The organism is Methanosarcinales archaeon (assembly GCA_014859725.1).
In the GTDB taxonomy this organism is placed as follows: Archaea; Halobacteriota; Methanosarcinia; order Methanosarcinales; family Methanocomedenaceae; genus Kmv04.
Genome location: JACUTQ010000070.1, coordinates 1 through 10826, shown reverse-complemented (window position 1 = coordinate 10826; position 10826 = coordinate 1). Strand labels below are relative to the sequence as shown.

Below are 10826 nucleotides of genomic sequence, written 5' to 3'. Positions count from 1 at the left end.
TCTTTTTTACATCTTCCAGGTCTTTTTCCATCCGCGCAAGTCGTTCACTGCCTCCTCCTACGAAATTGGTCCGATTCAGCAGTGCAATTACCACCGCGATCACAATCAGAATTATTAAAAGATTTAATACAAATCCGGTAATCCCGAATCCCGTACCGGTCCCGTACATATCATACATCATTCCGTATCCGTTTACCATATTAACAGCTCCTGTGAAATTTCACAGTTCTTAATTGACGACTATTGAATGTAATTGTTTTGATGTGAGGTTTAATAACCCCACATCATACTGCCCATTCCTCTATATCCACGGCCATTGTATACACCACTGTTTTCAGACATATATGCGTAAATGTCTGTATATACCTCTCCTGTGAACATGTCTACCCGGGCTTGTTTTGTATATCCGTCAGTATCTTCATAGGAGACAACACCCCATCTTCCCATCAGATAAATATCAGATGTCAGGGTACCGTCCACTTCTTTTTCCAGTATTTTGGTTGCCTCTTCCGGGGTTATCAGTTCAGTTTCATCATACTGGGCATATCCTGCTCCAAATCCAGGGCAGTTTCCATTAGCATTACCATACCCTATCATGTAACCATATCCGCCCATATGTTGCCCCATCCAGCGATACATCTGGTTAAACGAATTTCCATCATCAACCTGCTGGCCATAGTATCCGCCCATTCGGGCACTGGCAATTCCGGTTGTGGCGATAAGACCTGCCACCACAATCAATACAATTGTTGTTTTTTTCATTTTTATCACCTTATATTGTCTGTATTGTATTCTCAACACATATGTAGTGTCTAAATTACATATGTGAGGTGAATGGATATATATGTTTCGCTTACTTTTACAGGGAATAAAAAAAATGCATTTTCAAAGTATTTATTTCAAGAATGCTGTATAGTAATAACAGCTTGAAGCTTGCTGCCAAGTGAAAATCAAAGGAAAGGACAGATTTTATATAGGAACAGCAGCCATTTTTTCTCGTAATGTTTGACAAAATGGGAAGATACCTAAGGATTGCGAGGGTTTTTCTTAAATATAACTTATTCTCCCTCTTCTACGTGGATATCAAGCGGGATTACATATCTGATAAAAGGTGTTCCTGCGAAATAGACCAGAAATACCTTAATAATGCTGCTAAGCTTAGAAGAGCTTTTGAGGAATTGGGACCTACATTTATAAAACTGGGCCAGACCCTGAGCAATCGACCTGACCTGCTACCACGTCCTTACATAATGGAACTGGACAAACTGCATGAAGATGTGGAATCCCTCCCCTTTGAGAAAATGAGGCGGTCTTTTGAGAATGATTGCATCTGTGATACCGTCCCTGAGGAGCACAGTCCTTATTGCTACCACTGCAACGATATCCTGGACATCTTTGATGAATTTGATACAACACCCATGGCCAGCGCCTCCATCGGGCAGGTGTACCGCGCCATCCTTAATGATCGGGAAGTAGCTGTAAAAATATCCAGGCCTGATGTGATCGATACCATCAACCTGGACATGATGATCTTAAAAGACGTTAATCGGATTCTGTTAGGTATCCTGGGTTTTTCTAAAGATTTTGACTTTGACGGATTTCTGGAAGATTTCAGGAACATGCTCTCCAGGGAGCTGGACTATAAGGCTGAAGCGTTGAACATTGAACGCTTTAGTGAGAATTTCAAAGATAATAACGATGTGAAAATACCTGAAGTGTTTTGGGATTATACCAGGGATACAGTCCTTGTAATGGAATTCATCCACGGAACTCCCATTCAGGATCTGCAGGATATTGAAACTACAAAGAAAAAACATCTGGTCATGTTGATCTCTGACAGTTACCTAAAACAGATCTACCTGGACGGGTTCTTCCATGCAGACCCCCACGGAGGTAATATCTTAGCCCTGGAAAATGATAGCATAGCACTTCTTGATTTTGGTGCAGTGGGTGTGCTGGATAAGGAACTCCAGTGGAATATGTTCAACTTGCTCTATGCTGTTTATAAACGAGATGTGGATATGACTGCTGAATATTTGTTGAAGATAGGCTCATTGAAGACCAGGGACATGGATATGTCTACATTTAAGGAGGATATCGATGCCCTGATCTCAAAACAGCATTTCAACAAAGCAGGAGAAAAACAGAGTGACAATTATATGATGCTGGCTATGAAATACAACATCTCAATGCCCAATATCTTTTCCAGACTGGAAAGGGCGTTGTTTTTGATCGAAGATGTGTGTTTGAAGCTTGATCCTGAGTTCAATATCATGGATGAAGCAGAAGGGTTGGTGGGTAAGTCGCTGCGGGCTAAGTTCAGTCCAGAGATGATAGTAAAGAATTTCCAGAAGGATGCAGTAAATTACTATTTAATGTTCAGGGAGCTTCCTGCAAAAGTAGATTATACCTTTGATGCTGTAAAAAATGTGGTCGAATCCATGGAAATGAGGACATTGGCCAGACAAAGGAGATATTCAGGTTTAAAAAATGGAGCATTTATTGCGGCAGTCGTCATTGTTTTTCTAATATTTGTGGTAATGTTAGGAATTAATTTATGAATCCTTATTTTAATTTTAGGGATTTACATTAATAAATTGCATTCAGGTACATCAAATGCAAAAAATTTTTTATAACATAAAATATAATATTTATCTATCAAATTTATGGAGTGGTGGTGAATATGTATGGAATGACGTGGGGTTCAGGTATGGGATATGGTTACATGGGACTGGGCCTGATATTCTGGATACTGATCATAGTTGGAGTGGTTCTGCTCATTAAATGGCTGGTAGATCAGGGTAAGACTAGCGGCGGTGAGCAGCAGATGTCTGCCATGGAGGTCCTGAATACCAGGTATGCCAAAGGTGAGATCACTGCTGATGAGTTTGAAGATATGAAGAAACACTTGATGTAAGGGGGAAGATATGACTTCAAAGAACTTCCCTGTAGTCATAATAATATTAATCCTTATAGGACTGGGGGGACTGCTGTTTCTCAATTATGACAGCCCAGGAAACCTAAGACCTCTCTGGGGAAGCGATCTGAAAACAAGTTTCCAGTCCAATGGTGAGAGAATATACTACACAGGATTCAATGACCAGGGCCAGCGCATTCCTACCACTCAAGGACCCGTGTGGCAGTACATGCACGGCGGGAGCTGTGTGGACTGCCATGGTGTCAACGGCCGGGGTGGTGTACCGGTGATGATGAGTTATAAAATACCTTCTGATATCAGCTATGAAGCCCTGACCAGTGAACATGGTGAAGAGGAGGAACATCCACCATATACTGATGAGACTATTAAAATTTCAATACGGGACGGCATTAATCCCGGGGGAGAGCTCCTGGACCCCACCATGCCCAGGTGGCAGATGTCTGATAGTGATCTGAATGATCTCCTGAAGTATTTGAAAACCCTCTGACCTCTTACATGTCCACCATGATATTCCTATGAGGATCTTAATTTATAAAAATAAGGGAATGAGTTTACTATGAAAATAGAGAGGCCTGTTAGACTATAAACTTAATCAAATCTTCGCTCAATCGAGTCTCAACACCCAACTTAGATACTATTTCTTCCTTTGATGTGCCTTCATTCTTTAACTCTTCAATTCTGTCAATTATATGTGGCTTAATCTCATAGTACTCATTGACATCACTTCTATGACCCCACACATCGCCTTCCAAAAGTTCAATGCCCTGCATCTCCAAGAACATTAAAGTGGATTTGGATATTGTCTTATTGTACGAATTTGGAATATGGAGAGCTTTCAACTTTGGACACGTTTTTATCAGTATAAAAATATCCTTATTCGACGGCCTGAATGCGAAATGAACTATCTCTTCATTTTCAATTGTCTCTATTTCATCTTTTGAACTTACAATTCTTATTTTCATATTTCTGCCCCTAATGTTTTAATATATTAGCAGTGATTAATTTTCTAACAATATACATAGAAATTAAAATAATATATGAATGTTTCTAAATTAACACAGTGAACTTATTTATTGTTAGCGTTATTCCACATATAAAATAGGGGCGCCCATTCCCTGAAATGCCCCACGAAGTATTTTCAAATTCAGGTGATAAAATGCCAAATCCAGAAGACAGCATATTTATAGTAATCAAAATGGAAACAAAAATAGAACTCCTCAGAAACAAAAAGACTCCAGGGAAGAGCTATGCCACTTTAGCATGGGATTATCGCCACAATAATATTATATTTTATTAATGCATTTAAAGAATTAATAAATATTAATCTCATTGTAAACCAAATTAAAATTCAAGGAACTTTTATTCATGTTTGGATCTCTCCTGGTTTTATTTGTCATAGTACCTTTCTTGGAACTTTACATACTTATAGAACTGGCCGGACGTATAGGACCATTGTCCACATTTGGTATTGTTGTGCTAACAGGTATAGCTGGTGCGGCCCTGGCCAAACACCAGGGTCTTGAGGTCATTAAGCGAATACAGACTGAAATGTCTTTTGGACAAATGCCTGGTGACGCATTATTTGATGGGGCACTTGTACTAGTAGGTGGAGTCCTCCTCCTGACTCCTGGAATATTGACAGACGTTACAGGGTTTTTACTACTCGTACCTCTTAGCAGGAATCTTACCAAAAAGTATCTTAGAAACTGGGTTAGCAAAAAGATACAATCCGGACAGATGGTGTATTATTCCCAGAACACATATGATATGTGAATTTATCAATGTAAGATATTAAATATAAAGAATACAACAATAGGACATCAATATTTTTCATCTTATCATTGGAGGAAATACATAATTGACACAACCTACCGTTAATATCGGCATCGTGGGCCATGTAGACCACGGTAAGACCACACTTGTCAGTGCAATATCAGGGGAATGGACAGACAAGCATAGTGAGGAGATCAAACGGGGTATCTCAATACGACTGGGATATGCCGATTCCACTTTTAGAAAATGCCCCAATTGCCAGGTGCCTGAAGCATATACAGTAGCAGAAATTTGTGAACATTGTGACAGTCCGACAGAAGTGGTTAGGGCTATTTCTTTCGTGGATTCACCTGGTCATGAAACCCTGATGGCCACAATGCTATCAGGTGCAGCTATCATGAACGGTGCTGTACTTGTGATCGCAGCCAGTGAAGAATGTCCCCAGCCCCAGACCAAAGAACACCTGATGGCACTGGATATTATCGGGATAAAGAACATCGTTATTGTCCAGAATAAGATCGATTTGGTATCCCGGGATAAAGTAATTGAAAATTACAATCAGATACTTGAATTTATTAAAGGTACGGTAGCAGAAGGAGCACCTATCATTCCCTTGTCAGCCCAGCAGAATGTTAATATTGATGTTTTATTAGATGCCATCGAAGAACATATTCCCACACCTGAACAAAACGTGGATGAAACGGTAAGAATGCTATTGGCACGTTCTTTTGATGTTAATAGACCCGGCGCAAAACCAGGCAAGATCCTGGGTGGGGTAATAGGTGGAACCATTAGTAGAGGAAGCCTCAAACCCGGGGATGAGATCGAAATACGACCCGGGCGAAAAATTGAAGCTGGCGGTAGTGTTAGATGGGAACCAATTCATACCACCGTCACCAATATCATGGCTGGTTCTGCTAAAGTTGAATTGGCCACTCCCGGCGGATTGATCGGCGTGGGGACTAAACTTGACCCGGCTCTCACTAAAAGCGATACACTTGTGGGTCAGGTGGCCGGACAACCAGGTACCTTGCCACAAACGCGGGATAGTTTCGTTATGGATGTCATGTTATTGGAAAGAGTAGTCGGTTCGGCAGATGAACTGTTGATCGATCCCATTCATTCTAATGAACCGCTTATGCTCAATATCGGTACTGCAACTACAGTGGGTGTTGTATCAAGTGCCAGGAAAAATGAAGTGGAGGTAAAACTGAAAAGACCAGTAAGTACTGATTCAGGGGACCGCGTTGCTATTAGTCGAAGGGTCGGGTCCAGGTGGAGACTTATCGGTTCCGGTATTATCAAGAAATAGAATGGATAATATGAAAGTAATAATCGACACAAATGGATTTATGTCAAATATCCAGTTCGGGCTTGATTTCTTTAAAGAACTTGAACGTCTTGGATTTAAAGATTTTATTGCGCCCTCCTCTGTAATAAGAGAACTGGATGCCCTTAAAAGGTTTAGCAAAGGTAAGGATAAAATGGCAGCAAATGTGGGTATCGCCCTGGCGCAGAAGTGCAGGCAGGTAATAACAGAAGGGCCTGTCGATGATGCCATAATAGAGCTGGCTCTTGAAGAGGGAGCTGCAGTTTTTACCAATGATGCAGAACTTAAGAAAAGATTATCTAGTAAGGACATCACAATAGTCCACTTGCGTAGTAAGGACCATTTAGAAATAATGTGAGAGAATGTTGGATAATTTTCATCGAATTGATTAATTTATTATATAGAGGATTATTGAATGTATAAGAAAATGAGATTGGCTGATACTGTAAGAATCGCCCCTGAAAATTTGGGTGACGATGTTACAGAGGCAGTCAAGATTGCTTTAATTAATAAATTAGAAGGGCAGATAGACAAGACACTGGGGGCTATTGTAGCAATTATTGATGTGGTTGAAGTAGGAGAAGGGCATATCCTTGCCGGTGATGGTGCAGTATATTATGATACAATTTTTAATTCCATAACATTTAAACCAGAATTGCAGGAAATAATTGAAGGCAGTATTGTTGAGATAGTAGAATTTGGTGCGTTTGTAGGTCTCGGACCGATGGACGGACTTATCCATGTAAGCCAGTTGACAGATGAATATATTTCATTTGATTCCAAGAATTCAAGGCTCGTTACTAAAGAAAGTAACAGGTCTTTGTCAGAAGGAGATCATGTGCGGACAAGGATCGTAGCTGTCAGTATCAATGAACAGGAACCCAGGGAAAGTAAGATCGGACTTACCATGCGCCAGCCTTTTCTGGGCAGAATTGAATGGATACAGGAAGATATTAAAAATAAAGAAAACGAAAAATCTAAAGGGGGCAAATAAAAATTGTCAGATAAAGCATGCCGCGAATGCCACAGGATTGTTACAGGCACCGCATGTGCAGTCTGTGGATCAAGCTCCCTGAGTTCGGACTGGGGCGGATATGTAGTTATTATCGATGCTTCCCGGTCTAATATTGCCAAAAAACTTAATGTTGATATTCCTGATAAATATGCCTTAAAGGTAAGGTAATATGCTTAAGTCCATCCAGGGTAAAACCTTCTGCTTACCAGACATTATGCGCAAGGAAATGCGGAAGCAGTATGGTATTCTCTATCCCGGAGATGGCAAAAAGACAACAGAACAAATACTGAATGCCATGGGAAATCCCAAGAAACTTATTACCGTGGGTGATATTACTACATTTAATATGCTTCAATGTGGAAGAATACCTGATATCTCAGTGGTCGATGAAAAAACACAGAGGGAAGCTGCCTCAAGTAATATTGTTAAGGGTATCAAGCATTCGAATTTTAAGATACTCAGGGTCAGCAACCCAGCTGGGTTTGTTACTGAAGAATTAATATCAGTTCTGTCTGAAGCAATGGATTGTAATGTACCTGTACAGATCATGGTTGATGGTGAGGAAGATCTTGCTGCTCTGCCTGCAATTGTACTTGCACCCATATCTTCAGTGGTATTATATGGATTTCCGAATAAAGGTGCAATTATGGTCAAGGTCATATCTGAAATAAAAAATCAGATTTGCAATATGCTAAATCGGATGAATTGTGCTGATTAATTCTTTATTGATAGAAAAATACATATTCTGATAGTAAGATTAAGGAATCAAAATCATAAGATAAATGGAGTATTCAAAATGGATATTGAGATAACAAATGAAAAAGAAAATCATCTCCTTGATAGAAGGGAGATCACTTTTAACATATCACATACAGATGCCACACCTTCAAGGGGTGATGTTAAGAATAAACTTGTTGCTTTGCTTAATTCCCAGTATGAATTGGTAATAGTTGATAAATTGGCGACGCAATATGGTATACAAAATACTATAGGATATGCAAAGGTTTATTCCGATGCAAAAAGAGCCAATGAGGTTGAAAACAAATATATTCTTGAACGAAATAAACCAGTACCTGTTGAAGTAGTTGAAGAACCTGCAACAGAAGAACAAGTTGAAAAGATCCCTGCAGAAGAAGCCATAACAGAAGAGCCAACTGTGGAAGAAGAAGTAAAAGAATAATCAGAATATTCAGGTGATAATTTTGGCTGCAAATAAATATTACGAAGTTTCAGACAACTCAATAAACAGGATAAGGCAAACATGTCCACGTTGTGGAGATGGCTTTTTTCTTGCAGAACATAAAGACAGATTAACTTGTGGAAAATGCAATTATACCGAATTTAAAAAATAAATTATTTTAATCGTTTTTTAATTTCTTCTGGACCATATCTCAAACTGATGATCCGGCTTCTTCCCCTGGTACCTTTTCCAGTGAAATTAGCCTCTATCAGTTTTAAGGCCGACAGTTTGCCGAGTGTTTCATAATATCTGGTATAACCAAGCCCTGTCTTGCTGGAAAATCCTTTATACAGATCCCCTGCTGTGATATCTGAGCTATCTGTTATCAGTTCCAACAGAATCTTTTCTTCGTTTTTCAGTGATTTTAACAGATATGTGAGATGAACAAGCCTGGAAGATTCATATGAGTTTTCCACATCTTCCAATGTGATGGATTTAGAAGCTCTTTTTTCAGCATTAAGGGCTGAGCGTTTGAGCAGATCAATACCTACCCTTAAATCTCCTAACATTTCAGTATATTCAACCACTTTTTCAAGAACTTCCAGGTCCATTACATTGGGGAAAAAACCCATTTTAATCCTGTTTTTCAAAATATCACGGATTTCATCTTGAGAATATCTGGGAAACCTGATATCTTCAGGGAGGTAAACGGATTCGATCTTTGGATCAAAGTGAAATTCCATTCCGGTCTCACTATGGATGGAGATGACACCGATTCGAGCCCCTGGATTTGTTTCGTGGGCTCGAAGCAGGGAATAAAGCACCTTTTCTTCTTCACCTTCATGGAATAGATAATTCATATCGTCCAGAGCAGTTATCAAAACCTTTTCTTCATCTGCAAGATGATGTGTGATCTGTTCATATATCTTCTTGAAAGACACTCCGGAAGATGGAGGACTGATCTTGAACAGTTTCTTGAATATCTGGGAGAATACTGAAAAGCGGGTGGAATTAGTCTGACAGTTAATGTATACTGGCACCACTTTGGATGTGGATTTTTCAATCTCCTCAAAAAGCTTATGGACTGCCGTGGTCTTGCCGGTCCCTGGGGGTCCAATACATAGTACGTTAACCGGGCTTGCGCCTCTAAACGCTGGTTTTACGCAGAACATAAGAGATTGCATCTGCAACTCGCGGTGGGCGAAATATTCCGGGATATGATCAAGTTCGAAAAGTTCGTAATCCATAAAAAGGGTTTCATCCCACATTAGAAGGTCTTTGTTCATGTCACCCACATTCTGGTAAGATTTATAGTTGTATTCTTAGTACTTCTAGATATATTAAAATGTTATTAATCGACCCAGTACGAAACGTATATATTATGATAATATAATTAAAGGAAACCTCTATATTGGGCTGGTAGCTTAGTCAGGCAGAGCGATGGACTCTTAATCCATAGGCCAGGGGTTCAAATCCCTTCCAGCCCGCTTTTTTAATACTGGTTTTTGCGGCAAAACAGAATGACTAAGTAGGATGGGATTTCAACCAACTATATCTGGTTCAGGTTGTGATATGATTGGATTTACGAGAGATACTTGACAATCACAAAAAAAGTTTTAAAGCCAAGATTGCCGAATCACTTGCCAGCCAACATTTGATTACCACTGATGAGGCTATTGAACAATTCAATGACAATATTGAAAGTATGATAAAATCCAGATATACCCCTCTGGAACAGGCAGTTGATGCCATATGTAACATCACACAACCACTGGTTATGAACCTCAGGCGCGATAGACAGCGGGAAGATACCTGCAAGATCTGCGAATCAAATGAACCAAATATTGAGGCTCTTGATAAGATGTTCGGGGACAGCATCTGCATTTTTGAGATCAGCGAAGATAGTCCGGCCGGGGCGCTGTATCACGTACTTTTCCAGGGTGCACCGGACGATGACCAGAAACTGCCTCTGACTGCGGTAATACACAATTGTGATGTGAAGCGGGTTTGGGCTGGGAAGGCAGTGGAAACTTCGGTATATGCACGTTTAATAAAAAAAGCTCTTAAAGCGACTTAGTGTCAAGTAATATGCTACTCTGGCACAGCTACTCTGGCCAGTAGCGGGCCGCACAAGTATGAAGCCCTTCGGGCTCCATATGTGGACTGGATTTTACCAGCATTTTTGCCTTCACACCCCGCATCCACGGATGCGCTTTAATCCTCTCAATCTGCGGCTGAATCTTCTTATCGTCCCTGAGGCGCTGGTACACCTTTTCGATGGTTGCCATGTTCTCATCTTCCAGCGCTGCAAGCTCCTGCACCCCGGGGGCGGGGAGGCTGCCTAAAATTTCACATAATTTGCACATGTCATCATCCTTCTATTTCATCCCAAGCCGCTTTTTCTTTTCAGGTTCTTCCAGGTAATTTTCACCCGTTATTACGTTCTGTTTAGTTTTCTGTTCCAGTTCCAGACGTGCATTTTTTGCGATCGTGCCACCGGCCGTTGATGCCTTTTTGTGCTCATTGAATGATTTTGGATTTTGTGTTCGTTCAATCTCACCTGTAGATGCTTCTCCGAGCATCGAGAAAA

Annotated in this window: 19 protein-coding genes and 1 tRNA gene; 14 read left to right on the top strand and 6 right to left on the bottom strand. The window is 40.3% G+C overall.

Features of this window, described 5'->3' with window-relative positions; translation table 11 throughout:
- Together IBX40_07320 and IBX40_07315 are read right to left on the bottom strand one after the other, a co-directional pair.
- The coding region (locus tag IBX40_07320; protein ID MBE0524124.1) for a hypothetical protein at positions 1 to 199 on the bottom strand (199 nt) is incomplete at its 3' end.
- Between the two features lie 71 nt (positions 200 to 270).
- On the bottom strand, positions 271 to 762 hold the full coding sequence (locus tag IBX40_07315) for a PepSY domain-containing protein (GenBank protein ID MBE0524123.1): 492 nt from the start codon (positions 760 to 762) through the stop codon (positions 271 to 273).
- 239 nt (positions 763 to 1001) lie between these two features.
- Between IBX40_07315 and IBX40_07310 the strand changes: the two genes are divergently transcribed.
- From IBX40_07310 to IBX40_07300, 3 genes are all read left to right on the top strand, one after another.
- Positions 1002 to 2561, top strand: coding sequence for an AarF/ABC1/UbiB kinase family protein (locus IBX40_07310; protein ID MBE0524122.1), 1560 nt, complete (start codon positions 1002 to 1004; stop codon positions 2559 to 2561).
- Positions 2562 to 2683: 122 nt separating this feature from the next.
- Positions 2684 to 2917: an SHOCT domain-containing protein gene (locus IBX40_07305; GenBank protein MBE0524121.1), complete on the top strand. Its 234-nt coding sequence runs from the start codon at positions 2684 to 2686 to the stop codon at positions 2915 to 2917.
- A gap of 10 nt (positions 2918 to 2927) precedes the next feature.
- Positions 2928 to 3425: a cytochrome c gene (locus IBX40_07300; protein MBE0524120.1), complete on the top strand. Its 498-nt coding sequence runs from the start codon at positions 2928 to 2930 to the stop codon at positions 3423 to 3425.
- Positions 3426 to 3513: 88 nt separating this feature from the next.
- On the opposite strand, the gene IBX40_07295 is transcribed toward IBX40_07300, so the two are convergent.
- Positions 3514 to 3900, bottom strand: coding sequence for a DUF1699 family protein (locus tag IBX40_07295; protein MBE0524119.1), 387 nt, complete (start codon positions 3898 to 3900; stop codon positions 3514 to 3516).
- A gap of 158 nt (positions 3901 to 4058) precedes the next feature.
- Between IBX40_07295 and IBX40_07290 the strand changes: the two genes are divergently transcribed.
- The 9 genes from IBX40_07290 to IBX40_07250 all read left to right on the top strand — a co-directional run bounded on the left by IBX40_07290 (position 4059) and on the right by IBX40_07250 (position 8408).
- Complete coding sequence (locus IBX40_07290; protein ID MBE0524118.1) at positions 4059 to 4235, top strand: hypothetical protein; 177 nt, start codon at positions 4059 to 4061, stop codon at positions 4233 to 4235.
- A gap of 68 nt (positions 4236 to 4303) precedes the next feature.
- The gene (gene fxsA / locus IBX40_07285) at positions 4304 to 4711 is read left to right on the top strand and encodes a membrane protein FxsA (GenBank protein MBE0524117.1); all 408 of its coding nucleotides are present in this window, start codon (positions 4304 to 4306) and stop codon (positions 4709 to 4711) included.
- 85 nt (positions 4712 to 4796) lie between these two features.
- Positions 4797 to 6023: a translation initiation factor IF-2 subunit gamma gene (locus IBX40_07280; GenBank protein MBE0524116.1), complete on the top strand. Its 1227-nt coding sequence runs from the start codon at positions 4797 to 4799 to the stop codon at positions 6021 to 6023.
- A 10-nt stretch (positions 6024 to 6033) separates the two neighbouring features.
- Positions 6034 to 6399, top strand: coding sequence for a DNA-binding protein (locus tag IBX40_07275; GenBank protein MBE0524115.1), 366 nt, complete (start codon positions 6034 to 6036; stop codon positions 6397 to 6399).
- Positions 6400 to 6456: 57 nt separating this feature from the next.
- Positions 6457 to 7035 (top strand): DNA-directed RNA polymerase, encoded by a 579-nt coding sequence (locus IBX40_07270; GenBank protein ID MBE0524114.1) that lies wholly within the window; start codon positions 6457 to 6459, stop codon positions 7033 to 7035.
- Between the two features lie 3 nt (positions 7036 to 7038).
- Positions 7039 to 7224, top strand: a complete 186-nt coding sequence (locus tag IBX40_07265) for a DNA-directed RNA polymerase, subunit E'' (GenBank protein ID MBE0524113.1) — start codon at positions 7039 to 7041, stop codon at positions 7222 to 7224.
- A gap of 1 nt (position 7225) precedes the next feature.
- On the top strand, positions 7226 to 7774 hold the full coding sequence (locus tag IBX40_07260; GenBank protein MBE0524112.1) for a DUF359 domain-containing protein: 549 nt from the start codon (positions 7226 to 7228) through the stop codon (positions 7772 to 7774).
- A gap of 78 nt (positions 7775 to 7852) precedes the next feature.
- Positions 7853 to 8236, top strand: coding sequence for a 30S ribosomal protein S24e (locus tag IBX40_07255; protein MBE0524111.1), 384 nt, complete (start codon positions 7853 to 7855; stop codon positions 8234 to 8236).
- 22 nt (positions 8237 to 8258) lie between these two features.
- Complete coding sequence (locus tag IBX40_07250) at positions 8259 to 8408, top strand: 30S ribosomal protein S27ae (protein ID MBE0524110.1); 150 nt, start codon at positions 8259 to 8261, stop codon at positions 8406 to 8408.
- Between the two features lies 1 nt (position 8409).
- Here IBX40_07250 and IBX40_07245 read toward each other — a convergent pair whose 3' ends face one another.
- Entirely contained in the window at positions 8410 to 9522 is a 1113-nt protein-coding gene (locus IBX40_07245) for an ORC1-type DNA replication protein (protein ID MBE0524109.1), read from the bottom strand.
- 127 nt (positions 9523 to 9649) lie between these two features.
- On the opposite strand from IBX40_07245, the gene IBX40_07240 reads away from it, so the two are divergent.
- Both IBX40_07240 and IBX40_07235 read left to right on the top strand, forming a co-directional pair.
- Positions 9650 to 9723 (top strand) — tRNA-Lys (locus IBX40_07240).
- An 89-nt stretch (positions 9724 to 9812) separates the two neighbouring features.
- Positions 9813 to 10313 carry a hypothetical protein gene (locus IBX40_07235; GenBank protein MBE0524108.1) on the top strand — a complete coding sequence of 167 codons (501 nt, stop codon included), beginning with the start codon at positions 9813 to 9815 and terminating at the stop codon, positions 10311 to 10313.
- Between the two features lie 28 nt (positions 10314 to 10341).
- Here the strand turns inward: IBX40_07235 and IBX40_07230 are convergent, their stop codons facing one another.
- Both IBX40_07230 and IBX40_07225 read right to left on the bottom strand, forming a co-directional pair.
- Positions 10342 to 10602, bottom strand: a complete 261-nt coding sequence (locus IBX40_07230) for a hypothetical protein (protein ID MBE0524107.1) — start codon at positions 10600 to 10602, stop codon at positions 10342 to 10344.
- Between the two features lie 12 nt (positions 10603 to 10614).
- A partial coding sequence (locus IBX40_07225) for a phage antirepressor protein (GenBank protein MBE0524106.1) occupies positions 10615 to 10826 on the bottom strand: 212 nt, incomplete at its 5' end.